The sequence below is a fragment of the Mesorhizobium sp. M0923 genome, assembly GCF_040319365.1.
Classification (GTDB): Bacteria; Pseudomonadota; Alphaproteobacteria; order Rhizobiales; family Rhizobiaceae; genus Mesorhizobium.
The window spans coordinates 1-17599 of record NZ_JAMYNW010000009.1 but is presented as its reverse complement, the minus strand read 5'-3'; the positions used below and the strand labels follow the sequence as shown (position 1 = coordinate 17599).

General features: G+C 62.7%; 11 protein-coding genes. 8 read left to right on the top strand and 3 right to left on the bottom strand.

What is annotated here, in order from left to right; all coding sequences use genetic code 11:
- Positions 1 to 80: 80 nt before the first annotated feature.
- The 3 genes from NKH89_RS16845 (at position 81) to NKH89_RS16835 (ending at position 3180) form a co-directional block, all read left to right on the top strand.
- Entirely contained in the window at positions 81 to 1076 is a 996-nt protein-coding gene (locus tag NKH89_RS16845; RefSeq protein WP_352909367.1) for an ABC transporter permease, read from the top strand.
- A gap of 46 nt (positions 1077 to 1122) precedes the next feature.
- Positions 1123 to 2178, top strand: a complete 1056-nt coding sequence (locus NKH89_RS16840) for a substrate-binding domain-containing protein (protein WP_023716747.1) — start codon at positions 1123 to 1125, stop codon at positions 2176 to 2178.
- Between the two features lie 156 nt (positions 2179 to 2334).
- Complete coding sequence (locus tag NKH89_RS16835; RefSeq protein WP_352909365.1) at positions 2335 to 3180, top strand: acyl-CoA thioester hydrolase/BAAT C-terminal domain-containing protein; 846 nt, start codon at positions 2335 to 2337, stop codon at positions 3178 to 3180.
- A gap of 73 nt (positions 3181 to 3253) precedes the next feature.
- On the opposite strand, the gene NKH89_RS16830 is transcribed toward NKH89_RS16835, so the two are convergent.
- Together NKH89_RS16830 and NKH89_RS16825 are read right to left on the bottom strand one after the other, a co-directional pair.
- Entirely contained in the window at positions 3254 to 5308 is a 2055-nt protein-coding gene (locus NKH89_RS16830; RefSeq protein ID WP_352482688.1) for a bifunctional aldolase/short-chain dehydrogenase, read from the bottom strand.
- A gap of 85 nt (positions 5309 to 5393) precedes the next feature.
- A complete protein-coding gene (locus NKH89_RS16825; RefSeq protein WP_352482687.1) occupies positions 5394 to 6359 on the bottom strand; it encodes a sugar-binding transcriptional regulator in 966 nt (321 codons plus the stop codon).
- Between the two features lie 188 nt (positions 6360 to 6547).
- On the opposite strand from NKH89_RS16825, the gene NKH89_RS16820 reads away from it, so the two are divergent.
- The 5 genes from NKH89_RS16820 to NKH89_RS16800 all read left to right on the top strand — a co-directional run bounded on the left by NKH89_RS16820 (position 6548) and on the right by NKH89_RS16800 (position 15162).
- Positions 6548 to 8188, top strand: coding sequence for an acyl-CoA synthetase (locus NKH89_RS16820; RefSeq protein ID WP_352493974.1), 1641 nt, complete (start codon positions 6548 to 6550; stop codon positions 8186 to 8188).
- 250 nt (positions 8189 to 8438) lie between these two features.
- Positions 8439 to 9047 (top strand): TetR/AcrR family transcriptional regulator, encoded by a 609-nt coding sequence (locus NKH89_RS16815; protein WP_023716752.1) that lies wholly within the window; start codon positions 8439 to 8441, stop codon positions 9045 to 9047.
- Positions 9048 to 9109: 62 nt separating this feature from the next.
- Entirely contained in the window at positions 9110 to 10261 is a 1152-nt protein-coding gene (locus tag NKH89_RS16810; protein ID WP_352909364.1) for an efflux RND transporter periplasmic adaptor subunit, read from the top strand.
- A gap of 208 nt (positions 10262 to 10469) precedes the next feature.
- Positions 10470 to 13604 carry an efflux RND transporter permease subunit gene (locus NKH89_RS16805; RefSeq protein ID WP_352493975.1) on the top strand — a complete coding sequence of 1045 codons (3135 nt, stop codon included), beginning with the start codon at positions 10470 to 10472 and terminating at the stop codon, positions 13602 to 13604.
- A gap of 70 nt (positions 13605 to 13674) precedes the next feature.
- Entirely contained in the window at positions 13675 to 15162 is a 1488-nt protein-coding gene (locus NKH89_RS16800; RefSeq protein WP_023716755.1) for an aldehyde dehydrogenase family protein, read from the top strand.
- A 258-nt stretch (positions 15163 to 15420) separates the two neighbouring features.
- On the opposite strand, the gene NKH89_RS16795 is transcribed toward NKH89_RS16800, so the two are convergent.
- Positions 15421 to 17130, bottom strand: a complete 1710-nt coding sequence (locus tag NKH89_RS16795) for a trimethylamine N-oxide permease (protein ID WP_352482684.1) — start codon at positions 17128 to 17130, stop codon at positions 15421 to 15423.
- Between the last annotated feature and the right edge of the window lie 469 nt (positions 17131 to 17599).

Sequence of the window (17599 nt, the reverse complement as noted above, 5' to 3'; positions counted from 1 at the left end):
CAGGAAGACGATGAGAATTGGAATGGAGAGGGCATGAGTTCAGGTTGGGTAAAGACAGTGCCAGCGTGCGGGAGCGCTGAATGATCCTGCGCGACCGTGCCATCCGGTATGGCTTCATCGTCCTGTTGTTCGGTCTGATCGCCTATTTCGCCATTGCCGCCGATGGCTTCGTGTCGCCGCAAAGCGCCGTCTTCATCTTCCAGTCGGTCGCCATCACCGGCGTTCTGGCGCTCGGCGTCACCGCCACGCTGGTCGTCGGCGGCTTCGACTTGTCGATCGGCTCGGTCGCCACCAGCGCCATGATGGCGGCTGCCTACGTCATGGTGGTGCTGGAGCAGAATGCCGTCGTGGCGGTCGTCGCCTGTCTTGTGATCGGCGCCATTGTCGGCCTCATCAATGGCTGGCTGATCGTCTATATGCGGGTGCCGGACCTTTTGGCGACGCTCGGCATGATGTTCCTGCTCGTCGGCCTGCAGCGCATCCCTACCGAGGGCCGTTCGATCGCCACCGGCATGACCATGCCCGACGGCTCGGTCGCCAACGGCAGCTTCGGCGCCGCGTTCCTGGCGCTTGGCCGCCATCGCTTCGATTTCTTCATCCCGAACCTCATTCCGGTGTCGGTCGTCGTCCTGCTCGTGCTGGCGGTGCTGATCTGGTTCTTTCTCGAATACACCCGTTTCGGCCGCATGATGTACGCCGTCGGCAGCAACGAGCGCGCTGCCGAACTCGCCGGCGCGCCTGTCAAGGCATACAAAATCTGGGCCTACGTTATTTCTGGGGTTTTTGCCTCGATCGGCGGCATTTTGCTCGCCGCCCGGCTTGGACGCGGCGACATCGCCTCGGGTAATAATCTGTTGCTCGACGCGGTGGCTGCGGCACTCATCGGTTACGCGGTTCTCGGCGCCGCCAAACCGAACGCCTTCGGCACGGCCGTCGGCGCGGTGTTTGTCGGCGTGCTGCTGCAGGGCCTGACGATGATGAACGCGCCTTACTACACGCAGGATTTCGTCAAGGGCGTGGTTCTCGTGGTCGCCCTTGTCTTCACCTTCGCCCTGTCCGGCAGGGGCAGGAGATAGGGTTCGACCGGGTCACATTTTGGGTTCAACAAGTGGAGGAAACGACGTGAACATCACAAGAAGACTTTTGGGGAAAGCAGCGCTCGGGCTTGCCGGCGCAACATTGCTGATGCAGTTGCCGGCAATTGCGCAGGACAGGCCGGCGCCGTTCGACAAGCCGGGTGCCGTCAAGATCGCGCTGGTCCGCTATCTCTCGACCGGCGACTTCTTCCAGGCCTATCTCTCCGGCGTTGAGGCGCAGGCCAAGGCGCTCGGCGTCGACCTGCGCGTGCTCGACAGCCGTCAGGACGCGGCGCTTCAGGCGGACATGGTCGACCAGGCCATCGCGCTCGGCGTCCAGGGCATCATCATCCAGCACGGATTGACGGAATCGATGAAGGACGCCGCCCAGCGTGCCGTCGATGCCGGCATCAAGGTCGTCGCCTTCGACGTCAATGTCGAAAACCCCAAGATCCCGCAGATCGAACAGTCCGACCGCGACCTCGCGCGCCTGGCGCTCGAACAGGCGGTCAAAGACAATGGCGAGAGCTGGAAGGCCGGCTATGTCTATGTCGCCGGCATCGCCCCGCTCGATCGCCGCAACGAGACCTGGGTCGAATTCAAGAAGAAATATTCGGGCATCAACGAAGCCGCCATGTTCGGCACGCTCGACAATCCGATCGCCAATTCGGTTGCCAACCAGGCTCGCTCGGTGTTGTCGGCTCATCCCGACATCAAGGTGATGTTCGCGCCCTATGACGAATTCGCCAAGGGCGTAAAGATCGCCGTCGACGAGGCCGGGCTGAACAAGGATATCAAGATCTATTCGGCCGACATCTCGACCTCCGACATCGCCGCGATGCGCGAGCCCGACAGCGCCTGGGCGGCAACCGCCGCCACCAACCCGGCCGTCGTCGGCCAGGTCTCGGTGCGTGCGCTGGCGCAGCTCTTGGCCGGCGAAGATCCCGGCCACAACGTCATCGTGCCACCGACGCTGATCACCCAGAAGGACCTGCTCGACAAGGACATCAAGAACATGGAAGACCTCTCGGCCAAGCTGCCGCAGTTCGCCCATGCCGATGTCGCCATGCCGGCCTGGATGCCGAACCCGAACGCGAAGTAACTTTCGGCACGAGCAAAACAATAGCCGCCTGCAGCAGCTTGCTGCAGGCGGCTTTTTTGTCGAAGATGTCTGGCGCGCCGGACTGCCGAATTTCAATTGTCGCAGTCTCCGATTTGCAGGCCGATTGGACGGTTGAACCCAGGATTCGACGGGTACATGGAGGCGCATGCGGTAAGAGAGGAAAGTCCGACCGGTGTCGTCGCCGGAACATTTTTCCGACGCTCGCAGGCCACCACGGGCGTTGTGGTGTTGGGTGGATCGAGTGGTCGTGTTGATGTCGGGCGCGCGCGGCTTTTTACAGATGCCGGTACGTCGGCCTTGGCGTTGCAGTGGTTTGGCGGCGAGGGCCAGATTCCGGGAATATGTGAAATTCCCCTGGAAACGTTCTTTGCAGCAACAGACTATCTCATTGAAACAGGGTGCCGTCGCATCGTTTATGTCGGCACATCCAAAGGTGCCGAGGCCTCATTGCTTGCCGCGGTCCATGACCAGCGAATCAACGCGGTGGTCGCGATCAGCCCGTCATCGGTAGTTTGGGGGAATATCGGTGCGGGCCGGGATGGTGCCAGTTGGCCTGAACGATCCTCATGGTCGCTCAACGGTATCGCGCTGCCGTTTGTGCCGGCAGATCCAGATTGGACACGAGAGTATGTGGATGGCCTGGTATCTTACAGGGGGCTTTTCGAATGCTGTTTGAAAACCTTCAAGAGCGAAGCGAATGCGGCGACCATCCCCGTTGAGACCATATCGGCCGAGCTTCTGCTTGTCGCCGGTGGCAACGATGCGCTGTGGCCTTCCCTATCGTTCGCCCGAGATATTATTAGGCGGCGCGGCGAAGCAGGTAAGGTCACTCATCTCATTTCGTCGCCGGATGCGGGACACCGCATTCTGTTGCCAGGCGAGAGCACACCACGCTCGACATTGCACGCACATGGAGGCAATGACGAGGCCGATTCAAAGCTGGGCAGAAAGGCTTGGGAAGGCATCCGAGGCCTGCTGTAGTAGCAGTTCGAGAATGCCTTCCATGGCCGTGTCGCAAAATTCCGAGTTGCGTGCCTGTCTCGGCCGGTTCCGCCTACCGCAGCGCCGCCGCGATGTTGCCGCCGTCGACCGTCGTCACATCGGCTGTGGTCCGATCGGCCAGCGCTTGATGCAGAAAGGCCTGGGCGACGTCTTCGGCCGTCACTTCCTGCCCGAGCAGGTTGCCGGACATGTACTCCTTCTCCGATACGCCGCGCGCGCCCGAGCGGCTGGCGATCATGGCGTCGGTCAACAGCCCCGAACGGATGCGGTCGGCGTTGACGGCATTGGAGCGGATGCCTTGCGCGCCGTAGTCGAGCGCATATTGCCTGGACATGAACAGCGTTGCCGCCTTCGGGATGCCGTAAGCGCCGAACTTCGGTCCCGGATTGATCGCCTGCTTGGAGGTATTGAACAACAGCACGCCGCCGGTGCCCTGTTCGAGCATGATGCGCACGGCATTCTGCGCCGCCGACTGGTGGGCGAAGAAATTGAGTTCGAAACTTTTGCGCAAAGTGGCGTCGTCGAGCTCGCCGATCCGGCCCTCCCAGGCTGCGCCCGCATTGGAGACGAGAATGTCGAGGCCGCCGAAGACGGCGACGGCTTTGTCGAACGCAGCGCGCATCTGCTCCGGATCGGTGATGTCGGCGCCAATGCCGATCGAACCGTTACCGGCTTTTTTGGCGGCCTCGGCAGCTCTTGACCCGTCGACATCGACGACCACCGCATGGGCACCGTTGTCGGCGAATAGCTTTGCCGTGGCAGCACCGATCGCGCCGGCGCCGCCGGTGACCAGTACCACCTGGCCGGTCAGCGGCTTCGGCTTGTTGGCGGCGAGTTTGGCCTGTTCCAGCGACCAGTATTCGAGCGGGAACAGATCGGCTTTGGAGAGCGGGCGGAAATCGCCGACGGCTTCGGCGCCGCGTACCGCCTCGATCCACATTTCGCCGACGTCGGAGGCGATCTTCGCGTCCTTGAGCGTGCGGCCGTGGCCGAACATGCCGAGGCCGGGCACCAGCGTCAGCCGTGGCATCGTGTCGAGCATGGTGCGCTTCACGTCGTCGAGCGCATCGTTGGTTTCGAAATAGGCGCGATAGTCCTTGGCGAATTTTTCGACATGCTGGCGGATGACGGATTTGTAGTCGCCGACATTGTCCGCGTCGGGCGCCGGCAGTGCCATCGGTCCGGTCTTGATGCGGATCGACAGGTCGGGCGTCGACACGCCGCGTCCGGCATAGTCGGCAATTCTAGCCGAATTGATGAAATCGACGATCGCATCCGAGGTGCGGAAATCGCTGACCATGCGGTCGAAGCGGCCTTCGCCGCGTGCCACCGCCACCGCGCCGCGCAGCATCGGCGCAATGTCCGCGGGCTTGGCCAATCTGGCCGGCAAGGCCGCTTTTTCGGTGCGCGGCTTGCCGTGGCTGGCGATGAAATCCTCGGCGACGTTCACATAATGGATCATCCGGTCATAGGCCTGCCTGGCATCGTCGCCGAAGGTGAAAATGCCGTGCTTGTCGAGGATCAGGCCTTCGACCGTCGGGTCGGCGTCGAAAACATCGGCGGCAGCCTTCGCCAGATCGAAGCCCGGCATGATGTAAGGCACGAACCCCATTTTCTCGCCGAACACTTTTCTGCTCAGCGCCTCGCTGTCCTCCTGGTCGACGATGGCCAGGATTGCGGTCGAATGCGTGTGGTCAACGAATTTGTGCGGCAGGAAGGCGTGCAGCAGCGTCTCGACCGAAGGGTTGGGCGAGGACGGATCGATCAGGTTCGCCCGCTGCAGCGCGACCATGTCCTCGTCGGAGAGCTTCTTGAGCGACCGCGCCTTCAACAGCGCGCCGAGCTTGACCGCCGGCAGGCCCTGCGGCTCGATGACGCCCATGTCCCAGCCGCTGCCCTTGACGCAGAGCACGTCCCATTCGTCGCCGACAAGATCGGTGGCCTTGGTCTTGCACGAGGTGTTGCCGCCGCCATGCAGGACGAGCCGCGGCTCGCCGCCCAGCAGCCTGGTCGTATAGACGCGCAGCGCCAGGTCGCGGGCCACACCCTTCTTTGCATAGTCGGCGACCAGCTTCTCCGCGTCGCCGTCATTCCACAGGTTCTTCATGTCAGCTTCGTCCGATTTCTCTTTTGTTGTGAACAGGAATGCCGCGACGCCCTGATGACAATGCGTCGGCGACTGAAACTAGGTATCAGGCGACCTTTTCTGCTACTGCTCCGGCATGGTCGAGCAGCCGTCGCGCCATGCGCGCGCCGACGACGAGATGGGTGCAGAGCCCGCCGGCGATCGCCGCGACGAGCGGTTCGAACTTGCTCTCTTCCTGCACCACCACAAGGCGCTTTTCGATCTGGCGCAGCGATGACAGCTCTGCCGAAATCAGCCGGCGGTTGTAGCTGCAGTCGAGCGCCTGGCCTTCGGTATCGATGATCTGCCCGGCAATGACGCCGGCTGCACCCGCCTTGCGCAATGCAGCCATTTCGCTTGGCGTCAGCGCGCCGCATTTGACCAGATGGCTGTCGGTATCCACCGAGCCAACCGAGTATAGCGCCAGGTCGCAGTCACCGATACCCGACAACTGCTCGCGGATCACCGGTTCGGCGCGCAGGCCGCGTGCCAGTTCTTCCGTCGTCAGCACCAGCGGCGCGTAAAAATTCAGCCCCTTGGCATTGAGCCGGCGCGCGATTTCCATGGTGCATTGGTCCGGCCGGTACGAATAGGGTGCTCCCAGATTGCCGCAGAGCTGCACCACCGTCACGTCCTGCAGGTCGGCATAGGACATGATGTCGGCGATCGTGTAGATGGTCCGCCCCCAGGCGACGCCGATACGGTCGCCCTTCCTGACCAACTCAAGAAAGACGCTTGCCGCCAGCACCGCGATGTCGGTCGACGGATCGGCGACATAGCCGTTTTCCGGCGCGATCCAGACCGCGTCGAGCTTAAGCGCGTCTTCCAGCTTGCGTGCCAGCACGTCGTCGGTGAAAAGCTGGGTCGAGGTGGAGATGTTGACGATGCCGGTCTCGCGCGCCTTGCGCAGATACATGGCCACCGAGGCACGGGAAATCTTGAGTTGGCTGGCCACCTGGTCCTGGCGCAGGCCGTGTGCATAGTAAAGCCAGGCGGCCTTGTGGATAAGCTGTTCTGCCGGTCGGATCGCCATACCATCTCCTCGCTGACATTAGTCACGGCTCTCGACAAAAGTCAAATTGGGAGGAAGGCATAGATGCCCTTGCGCTCGCCGAATCTAGACCATTCTTGTGCCAAGCGCGGTCTATGATGGCATCGTTGGTGGTGACGGGCCGGAAGCCGGTAGCTAAAGTTCTCGACGAACACATTGCGGAGGACGGGATGGGCAATCCCTATGAACAGGACCTCGACCGGAACCCGGCCAACCACCAGCCGCTGACGCCGCTGACCTATTTTGAACGGGCGGCAAAAACCTTTCCCGACCAGACCGCCATCATCCATGGCCGCCAGCGCACGACCTATCGCGATTTCTGGAAGCGCTCGCTGAGGCTTGCCTCGGCGCTGGCGAAGCGCGGCATCGGCAGGGGCGACACCGTTACCGTCATGCTGTCCAACACGCCGCCGATGCTGGAAGCGCATTTCGGCGTGCCGATGACCAAGGCGGTGCTGCATTCGCTCAACACCCGCCTCGACGCCGCGGTCATTGCCTTCCAGCTCGAGCATGCCGAAACCAAGGTGCTGATCGTCGACCGCGAATTCGCCGGCGTGGTTCGACAAGCGCTGACGCTGGCCAAGGTCAAGCCGCTGGTGATCGACTACGACGATCCCGATTACGCCGCCGACGCGCCCTATGCCAAGGGCCTGCGGATCGGCACGCTCGACTACGAGGCGTTTGTCGCCGGCGGCGACGAGGATTTCGCCTGGTCGATGCCGGACGACGAATGGGACGCCATATCGCTCAACTACACCTCCGGCACGACAGGCAATCCGAAGGGCGTCGTCTGCCACCACCGCGGCGCGGCACTGATGGCCTATGCCAACACCATCCATGCCGGCATGGGCAAGCACCCGGTCTACCTCTGGACGTTGCCGATGTTCCACTGCAACGGCTGGTGCTTTCCGTGGACGCTTGCCGTGCAGGCTGGCACCCATGTCTGCCTGCGCTGGGTGCGGCCGAAGCCGATCTACGACGCCATCGCTGATCACGGCGTCACCCATCTCTGCGGTGCACCCATAGTCATGTCGGTGCTGATCAACGCCAGGGACGAGGACAAGCGGCAGTTCCCGCAGACCGTCACCTTCAACACCGCCGCGGCGCCGCCGCCCGAGGCGGTGCTGTCGGGCATGGCCGATGCGGGCTTTGCCGTCACCCATCTCTACGGCCTGACCGAAACCTATGGCCCGGCCGTCGTCAACGAATGGCATGGCGATTGGGACCGGCTGGAGAAAGGGGCGAGGGTGGCAAAGAAGGCCAGGCAAGGCGTACGCTATGCCGCGCTCGAAGGCCTGACGGTGATGGACCCGCAGACGATGCAAGAGACGCCGGCCGACGGCGAGACGATCGGCGAGGTGATGTTCCGCGGCAATATCGTCATGAAGGGCTATCTCAGGAACCGCAAGGCGAGCGATGAGGCCTTTGCCGGCGGCTGGTTCCATTCGGGCGACCTCGGCGTCATGCACCCGGATGGCTACGTCCAGCTCAAGGACCGTTCCAAGGACATCATCATCTCCGGCGGCGAAAACATCTCCTCGATCGAGGTCGAGGAGGCACTCTACAAGCATCCTGCCGTCGCTTCTTGCGGCGTTGTCGCCCGATCCGACGACAAATGGGGCGAGGTGCCGGTCGCCTATGTCGAGTTGAAGCCGGGCAAGGCGGCGACCGAGGCCGAAATCATTGAGCACTGCCGCGCGCTGCTCGCCCGCTTCAAGGTGCCGAAAGCGGTGATCTTTGCAGAAATCCCTAAGACTTCGACGGGCAAGATCCAGAAGTTCCGGCTGCGGGAGATGGCGAAGCAGCCTTAGCGCCTGACCCGAAAACGGAACCGATTTCGGGAGGCATCATTTCAAAATCCTGTGCGTTCAAAAAGACGCGCGGTGTTGCAGGCGCGCCCGGCGGGAACCACATGCGCTTCATGGGCCAACTCCGTCCAGAGATGTCACCATCTGTCATCAGCGGCGTCAGCTGGCCGAAATCATGTCTTGACAGGTGATGGTTTTCAATTTACGAGTGACGAAATTCTAAATTCGTCAGTCGTAAATTTTGGCCAACGAGATGCTTGAAACCTTAGACACCACCGCCGATTCCGCCCGCCAGGAAAATGTCACGCGCATCCTGGATTGCGCGGAGCGATTGTTCCGCCACTACGGCTACGGCAAGACCAACGTCGCCGACATAGCGCGCGAACTTGGCATGTCGACCGCCAACATCTATCGCTTCTTCGCCTCCAAGGTGGAAATTCACCAGGCGGTTTGCGGCCGTATGCTCGCCACCTGCTACCGGTTGACCTACGAAGCCTGCCATGGTCCCGGCACCGCCAGCGAGAAGCTCCGCCGCTATGTGCATACGCACTATCAGTGGACGCTCGAGACCATGATCGACCAGGAGAAAGTGCACGAGATGGTCATCGTCGCCATCGAACGCGATTGGCATGTCATCGAAAAGCACATCGACAGCATCCACGAATTGGTCGCGGAAGTGATCCGCGAGGGCATCGCCACCGGCGAGTTCGTCGATCAGGATCCGGTGATCGCGTCCAGGTGTTTCGGCGCTGCTATTATCAGCCTCTGTCATCCGCAGATGATGGCCCAATGCCTCGCCAAGAAGAACCGGGCGACGCCGGACGAGCTTACCGAGTTTGCCATCAGAGCCTTGAAGAAATGACCGTTGCCGCCCGTCGGGCGGTGATGTCGGCAATTCATCCCCACAGTTCGGGAGTACGAAAAGTGTCTTTGTCCAAGTCCACCACCTACAGGCTACCGGCCGCCGGCCTGGCACTGATTGTCGTTGCCGCTCTCGGCCTCGCCGGCTGCTCGCAGGAGAAAGCCGAGGTCAAGGAGATCATCCGCCCGGTCAAGGTGGTCGAGATCGCCAAGGCGAGCGATACCCGTCAGCTCTCCTATTCCGGATCGGTGCGCGCCCGCACCGAGATGAATCTCGGCTTTCGCATCAACGGCAAGATCACCGAGCGCCTTGTCGACATCGGTGACCGCGTCAAGCCCGGCGACGTTCTCGCCCGCATCGATCCCACCGACTACGAGCTTTCGGTGAGAAGCGCCCAGGCCAGCCTCGATGCCGCCGACCGTCAGGTCGAGACAGTCGAGCTTACGCGCAAGCGCGCCGAACAGCTCTACGCCAAGAATTTCGCACCGAAGTCGCAGCTCGAGCAGGCGACGCTCAGTTACAATCAGGCGGTCGCCACGCGCGACTCCGCCCGCTCGCAGCTTGCCCAGGCACAGAACCAGGTCCGCTATACCGATCTCAAGGCGGACAAGAATGGCATCGTCACCGCCGTTGCCGCCGATGTCGGCCAGGTGGTCGGCTCAGGCACGCCGGTGGTGACCGTTGCCATCGACGGCGAGAAGGAAGTCCTGATCGCTGTTCCCGAAACCGATATCGCCGAGTTCAAGCCGGGCAAGACCGTCAAGGCGGGTTTCTGGTCCGATGAGGCGCTGACGCTCGAAGGCAAGGTCCGCGAAGTCGCCGGCAGCGCCGATCCGCAGTCGCGCACCTTTGCCGTTCGCGTCAGCCTGCCCAACGATCCGAACGTGCTGCTTGGCATGACGGCCTCCATCGAAGCCGCGGCGGGCAACCGGCAGCAGCTGGTGTCGATCCCGCTGAGCGCATTGGCACAAAAGGACAGCCAATCGATCGTCTGGACCGTCGACCGCAGTGGCGGTACCGTTCATGCGCATCCGGTCAAGGTCGCCGCCTTCACGCCTGACGGCGTCAGTGTCGCCGACGGGCTGAAGCCGGGCGATGTGGTCGTCGCTGCCGGCACGCAGTTCATGACCGAGAATCTGAAAGTCAAGCTTACCGGTGATGCAGCACAACAGTCGGCCTCGGCCGATGATGACGCCGCAAGGCGCTTGCGCTGACGGCCAGGCAATTCACGGTTTCCGGGCGGCAGGCGCCCCCGATTTTCGAGATCTCAGGTCGATGTAACCCCCACATCGATCCTCGTGTCCCACCGCGATGTAGATCTCTCAACTCGGAAAGCCTCGCCGCTCGGAAGCCCACATCGGAAGTTCCTTGGGCATGCGAAAGCGCGTGCTCTGTTGATCAAATTGAAACGGACTGACGCCGATGACCACCGACACCACTGAAAAGCGGTCTTTCAATCTTTCGCGCTGGGCAATCGGCCATCCGAGCATTGCCCGCTTCCTGTTCGGGCTTATCATCGTCGCCGGTGCGCTCGGCCTGATGCGCATGGGCCAGAAGGAAGATCCCGATTTCACCTTCCGCGTCATGGTCGTCCAGGCGATCTGGCCGGGCTCCTCGATCAAGGAGATGGAGGACCAGGTCGTCAACAAGATCGAGCGCAAGCTGCAGGAAACGCCGCATCTCGATTTCGTCCGCTCCTACACCCGCGCCGGCAGCGCCATCATCACCTTGCAGGTCAAGGGCGACACCAGTCCCGCGCAGGTCGCGGATGCGTTCTATCAGGTGCGCAAGAAGGTCGGCGATATCTCGAATGAACTGCCGCAGGGCTTGCTCGGGCCCTACTTCAACGACGAATTCGGCGACACATTCATCACCCTGCATTCGATCAGCGGCGATGGCTACGGCTATCCCGAGCTGAAGAAATTCGCCATCCAGGCACGCGACATGCTGCTGACGACGCCCGGCGTCGAGAAAGCCGTGATCATCGGCGACCAGCCGGAAAAGCTCTACATCGACGTTTCATCCAAGGTGCTTGCCGAACGCGGCCTGACGCTGACCGACCTGCAGAATGCGATCAGGGGCCAGAACAATGTCGACCCGGCAGGTTCGGTCGACACCGGCCAGCGTTCGGTGCGCATCTCGGTCGAAGGCGACGTGGCCAGGGCGGCCGACATTCGCGAGCTTCGGCTGCGGGCCGGCAACCAGGTGACGCGCCTCGGCGACATCGCCACCGTGACCTCCGGCCTCGAGGACCCTTATCAGCGCAAATACCGCTTCAACGGCCATGACAGCGTCCAGCTCGGCGTCGTCATGGCCAAGGGCTTCAACGTCACCGACGTCGGCAAGGACGTCGAAGCGACCTACAAGCGCTTCGAGGAGGCGCTGCCCTATGGCGTGTCGGTGGACCAGGTCTCCGACCAGCCGGAAGTCGTCAAGGATGCGGTGGCCGAGTTCATGGAAGCGCTCGGTGAAGCGCTGCTGATCGTGCTTGTCGTCTCGTTCCTGTCGATCGGCTGGCGTTCGGGTCTGGTGATCGCGATCGTCATTCCGCTGGTCCTGGCCGCCACCTTCGCCATCATGTACGAGCTCGGCATCGACCTGCAGCGCATCTCGCTCGGCGCGCTGATCATCGCCCTTGGCCTCTTGGTCGACGACGCGATGATCGTCGTCGAAATGATGGAGCGAAAGCTCGAGGAAGGCTTGGTCAAGGTCGAGGCGGCGAGCTTCGCCTATTCCTCGACCGCCTTCCCGATGCTGACCGGCACGCTGATCACCACGGCCGGCTTCATCCCCGTCGGTTTCGCCGCCTCGACGGCCGGCGAATATGTGCGCACCCTGTTCTACGTCGTCGGTATCGCGCTGGTCGTGTCCTGGTTCGCGGCGGTCTATTTCACGCCATGGCTCGGCCACATGATCCTGAAGCAGCGCAAGCACGCCGGCAGCCATCACGATGTCTTCGACACGGGCTTCTACCGTCGCCTTCGCTCGACCGTGACCTGGGCCGTGCGCCATCGCATCATCGTGCTGGTGATGACGATGATGACCTTTGCCACCAGCCTGTGGGCGTTCCAGTTCATCCCGCAGAATTTCTTCCCGCAATCGTCGCGCCCGGAAATCCTTGTCGACCTCTGGCTACCGGAAGGCACCAGCATCAAGGAAGTCGAGACACAGGCCAAGGCGCTCGAAGCCAGGATGATGGACGACAAGGACAAGCGCTTCATCGCCACCTATATCGGCGAAGGCGCGCCGCGTTTCTTCCTGCCGCTCGACCAGCAGCTTCGCAATCCGAATTTCGCCCAGCTTCTGGTGATGGCCAATGACGAACCGGCCCGCGAGCGGCTGATTGTCAAGCTGCGCACCATCCTGGCCGAGGATTTCCCGTCGATCCGCGCCAAGGTCGACCGCCTGTTCCTTGGTCCGCCGACCGGCTGGCCGGTGCAGATGCGCGTCATGGGTCCGGATCGCCAAGAGGTGCGCCGCATCGCCGACGAGGTGAAGGCGAAGTTCCAGGCAAATCCGCTGCTCGGCGCCATCCACGACGACTGGCTGGAGCCGGTGCCGGCGATGAAGCTGGTGATCGACCAGGATCGCGCCCGTGCGCTCGGCGTCACCTCGCAGCGCATCCGCCAGATGCTGCAGGCGACCATGTCGGGAGCGCCGCTCGATGACTTCCGCGACGGCGAGGAGACGGTTTCGATCGTCGCCCGCGAACCGGAGGCAAGCCGTCACCTGCTGTCGGCGGTCGATTCCGTCTATATCCCGACGGATTTCGGTGGCTCCGTGCCGCTGTCGCAGGTCGCCAAGATTGTCCCGGTGCTGGAGCAAGGCGTCGAATGGCGGCGCGACCGCTTGCCGACCATCAGCGTACGCGCCACGCTGCCGGATGGCGTGCAGCCGAACGATGTCGCCATGAAAATGTATGGCGAGATGTCGGGCCTGCGCGCCGGCCTCGCACCCGGCTACAAGATCGAGATCCAGGGCGGCGCCGAGGATGCGGCCGAAAGCCAGGCCTCGATTGCGGCGAAAGCTCCAGTCATGCTGGCGGTCATCGTCGTGCTGCTGATGATCCAGCTGCAGCATTTCGGGAAGGCGATGCTGGTGCTGGCGACCGGTCCGCTCGGCATCATCGGTGCGGCGGCGGCACTTTTGATCAGCGGTGCGCCGTTCGGCTTCGTCGCCATCCTCGGTGTTATCGCCCTGCTCGGCATCATCATGCGAAACTCGATCATCCTGGTCGATCAGATCGACCAGGACATCGCCGCCGGCGTGGAGCGCTCCGAGGCCATCATCGGCTCGGCCGTTCGCCGGTTCCGGCCGATCGTGCTGACGGCGCTGACGGCGGTGCTGGCGCTGATCCCGATCTCGCGCGGCGTCTTCTGGGGGCCGCTCGCCTATGCCATGATGGGCGGCATCCTGGTCGCCACGGTGCTGACCATCCTTGTCCTGCCGGCAGCCTACGCGCTGTTCTTCGGCCGGGAGCCCAAGAAGGTGGTGGAGCAGCCGGCCGAGACGGAAGAAAAGAACGAAAGGCCGCAACTGGCCCTGGCGGCCGAATAGAGCTGTTGGCAAATGTGACCTCCGGCGGTTTAATCCGCCCACCAGGCGTAGGTGCCGGAGGAGGACCGTCATGACCATAGCTCAGGCACCGCTGCGGCTGCCGATCGACGGACGCCATCGCCAGATGTTCATCGGCGGTGGCTGGGTCGATGCCCGCTCCGGCCGGACCATGGAGACCCGCAATCCTGCCACCGGCGCGGTCATCGCCACGGTGCCGCGCGGAGACCGCCTCGACATCGACTTGGCGGTGACTGCCGCCCGCAAGGCGTTCGAAGGACCGTGGAGCCGGCTCAAACCTTACGAGCGGCAGGTACTGCTGCTGAGGATCGCCGATCTCTTCGAAAAGAACTGGGAAGAGATCAGCCTCTCCGACACCACCGACATGGGTATGCCGATCGTGCGCACCCGCGCCAATCGCAACCGCGTCATCGGCATGCTGCGCTATTATGCCGGCATGGCGACGGCGCTGCACGGCGAGACGATCGAGAACTCGCTGCCCGGCGAAATCGTCTCCTTCACCCGCAAGGAGGCGGTCGGCGTCGTCGGCGCCATCATTCCCTGGAACGCGCCGACCGCCGCGTCGATCTGGAAAATCGGCCCGGCGCTGGCGACCGGCTGTACCATCGTGCTGAAACCATCGGAAGAGGCGCCGCTGACGCCACTGCTGATCGCCGACATCATGAACGAGGCCGGCGTCCCGGAAGGCGTCGTCAACATCGTCACCGGCACCGGCACCGAGGCGGGCGCCGCACTCGCCGAGCACATGGGCGTCGACAAAATCGTCTTCACCGGCTCGACGGCGACCGGCCAGTCGATCGTGCGCGCCTCGGCCGGCAACCTCAAGCGCGTCTCGCTGGAGCTTGGCGGCAAGTCGCCGGTCATCGTCTGCGCCGATGCCGATCTCGACAAAGCGGTGCCGGTGGCCGCGATGTCGGTGTTCGCCAATTCCGGCCAGATCTGCATCGCCGGTTCGCGCCTTTTCGTCGAACGCGCGGTCCATGACGAGTTCATCGAGCGTCTCGCGGCATACGCCAAGGGTCTCAGGGTCGGCGACGGCATCGACCCGGCGACCGAGATCGGCCCGCTCGTCTCCGAAAAGCAGTTGCAACGGGTCACCGGTTACCTCGAGGCCGGTACTGCAGAAGGGGCGAAACTCGTCACCGGAGGCACCCGGCTTGTGGAAGGCGCGCTTGCCGCCGGCAATTTCGTCGCGCCGACTGTCTTTGCCGGCGTCTCGGACGATATGAAGATCGCGCGCGAGGAGATCTTCGGGCCGGTGATTTCAGCCTTGCCGTTCGATACGCTGGACGAGGCGGTCGAGCGGGCCAACAACACGCCTTACGGCCTGGCTGCAGGGGTCTTCACCCAAAATCTCGCCACCGCCCACCGGCTGTCGCAAAAGATCCGCGCCGGCTCGGTCTGGGTCAACACCTATCACGCCATCGATCCGGCCGTGCCCTTCGGCGGCTACAAGATGAGCGGCTACGGCCGCGAGGGCGGCGCCGAACACCTTGACGAATATCTCAACACCAAGGGCGTGTTCATCAAGATCGATTGAGCCAGAATAGGCCCAGAAACGAAAAACCCGCCTCAGCGGCGGGTCTCGGGGCGAATCAGCACCATGGCGGGATTAGTAGCATAGCTGCCGGCACAAAGCAAGAACAAAATGCAAGCGATCGAGCGCGCATCGCGCGCCCAATCCGTAGAACGGTTCATCGTTTCACGGAAACGCCGAACCGCTCTATTTTTTGTTTTGAGGCAATTCCGGCCGGAAAACCGTTCACACCTTTTCCTGGAATTGCTCTCAAGGCAAGCCTCAGATGACGAACAGCCAGTTGGCGAGCAGCATCACCGCGACGCCGGCGATCAGCGTCAGGTAGGGCAGCATGCCCGCCTTTCGCACTGCGAGGTCGGACGAGTTCATGCCGAGATCGGCCAGCATGTGGTCGGGGAACTTGCCTTTGTCCTGGATGTAGTGCCGGAAGCAGAACACCGGGATGATCAAGGCGGCCGTGATCAGCCCGGCCCACAATGCCATCGGGTTCCAGACCTTGGCGCCGGCGCCCATGAAGACCGCGTTGACATAGGCAAAGATAGCGCCGAGGCCGAGCAGCCAGCTCGGCGCCTTCCATGGCCGCGCAATGTGGCCATTGTCGATGCGGTGGATCCAGCCGGCATTGAGGTTGAGGAAGTTGAAGATGATGTAGCCGCAATTCGACACGGCGAGGATGAAGAAGAAGCTCGTCGCGTCGGCCGAAGCGATGGCCAGCACAATCAGGTTGAAGATCAAGTCGGTCCACATCGCCCGCGTCGGCGCACCGTGCTCGTTGACGTGGCTGAGGTAGCGCGGCAGCCAGCCGTCGACCGAACCCTGGTAGAGCGTGCGCGAAGAGCCGGCCATCGCCGTCATGATGCAGAGCACCAGCGCCAGGATCATCAGCATGACCAGCAGGCTGTGGATCAGCTGTCCGCCGCCGACCATGCCAGCCAGCGCATCGGCAACGCCGGAGCCGTCGACGATCGGCGTCGCCAGCATGCCGTTCAAGCCGAGCACGCCCTGGAAGGTGAACGGCACCAGGATGAACAGCAGCATGCACAGAAGGCCGGAATAGAAGATCGCCTTGAAGGTATCGGTGCCCGGGTTCTTGAACTCGGAGGTGTAGCAGACGGCGGTCTCGAAACCGTAGGTCGACCATGCCGCGATGAACATGCCGCCGAGAACGAGCGTCCAGCCTGCGATGTTCCACGCGCCGGGCTCCGGCGCGTAGGCTGCCGCGAGCGGGACCAGCGGCGAAAAGTTTGCCCAGTCGATCTGGCCGGTGACGATCGGCACCACGCCGACGATCAGCATCGGGATGATGACGAGCAGGCCGATATATTTCTGCACGTTGGCGGTGCCAAGGATGCCGCGATGCTGGATGGAGAAGATGATCAGCATCAGCACCGCGCCGATGAAGAAGGTGGCATTGAAGGTGAAGGAAACCGGGCCAAGCGTATGACCGTAAAGCGTCCAGTTGCGGATCGCCGGCGTCGCCGCAGTGGTGACCGCGGTGATGGCGTCGGCGGCGCTGGTTCCGGCATGGGCCGCGATATAGGCGGCGACTTCCGGCGAAGTGTCGGTGAACAGCGGCACCGGCGCCAGCGCATTGAGGATATAGGCGGCGGCGATCGAGCAGCCGAGCGACAGCACCGGCGACCAGGCGAACCAGTTGCACCACACCGAAAGCGGCGCGATGAATTTCGAATAGCGCAGCCACGCGGTGGCGCCATAGATCGAGGCGCCGCCGGACTTGTTCGGGAACAGGCCGGCGATTTCCGCATAGGTGAAGGATTGCAGGAAGCCCATGATCATGGATGCGGTCCAGATCATGAAGGCCAGCGTTCCGGTGGTGCCGGCAATGCCGCCGATCGAAAACAGGACAAGGGCCGGAACGCCGCTTGCCACCCAAAAGGCGCCGCGCCAATCGATGTTCCGGTGCAGCTGCCCTTCGGCAGGCGGCACCAAGGTGGTGACTATCGTGCTCATTTACGTGGATTCCCCATTTTTGATGTTCCCTATCGGCAACAGCCGCAATCTCGCGAGGCGTCATCGACGCTCACGTTGAACTGCCCAGGCGTTTTCCGCTCAGTAGTATTTTATTCTTGGCAGTGAAGATTGACCCAACGCGCTTTCACGTCAAGCGGTTTGTGACGCTGTGCACATTGCGCTTGTGAAACAGTCGAGCTTCGTTGGCGCTGCCAACGGGTGCGGTCTTTCCTTCTCCCCTTGTGGGAGAAGGTGGCCGAGCGTAGCTCGGTCGGATGAGGGGTGTTCCAGCTTGGCAAAACCGCACTTCGTCCAGCGCCCCTCAACCGTCTTGGCGCTGCGCGCCAATCCACCTTCTCCCACAAGGGGCCTGTTGCGTAATTCGCTGATTGTGATTCTCTGAGGTGGACGGTCTGAGGGAATCGCGATGGCAGTGAAGCAGACGGGCCAGTTGAGCTTGGCGGAGGCT

Bases quoted from the DNA above. Each gene is read 5' to 3' on its own strand.
- NKH89_RS16845 (WP_352909367.1), top strand. From the start codon at position 81: ATGATCCTGCGCGACCGTGCCATCCGGTATGGCTTCATCGTCCTGTTG.
- NKH89_RS16835 (WP_352909365.1), top strand. From the start codon at position 2,335: ATGGAGGCGCATGCGGTAAGAGAGGAAAGTCCGACCGGTGTCGTCGCC.
- NKH89_RS16830 (WP_352482688.1), bottom strand. From the start codon at position 5,308: ATGAAGAACCTGTGGAATGACGGCGACGCGGAGAAGCTGGTCGCCGAC.
- NKH89_RS16825 (WP_352482687.1), bottom strand. From the start codon at position 6,359: ATGGCGATCCGACCGGCAGAACAGCTTATCCACAAGGCCGCCTGGCTT.
- NKH89_RS16820 (WP_352493974.1), top strand. From the start codon at position 6,548: ATGGGCAATCCCTATGAACAGGACCTCGACCGGAACCCGGCCAACCAC.
- NKH89_RS16815 (WP_023716752.1), top strand. From the start codon at position 8,439: ATGCTTGAAACCTTAGACACCACCGCCGATTCCGCCCGCCAGGAAAAT.
- NKH89_RS16805 (WP_352493975.1), top strand. From the start codon at position 10,470: ATGACCACCGACACCACTGAAAAGCGGTCTTTCAATCTTTCGCGCTGG.
- NKH89_RS16800 (WP_023716755.1), top strand. From the start codon at position 13,675: ATGACCATAGCTCAGGCACCGCTGCGGCTGCCGATCGACGGACGCCAT.
- NKH89_RS16795 (WP_352482684.1), bottom strand. From the start codon at position 17,130: ATGAGCACGATAGTCACCACCTTGGTGCCGCCTGCCGAAGGGCAGCTG.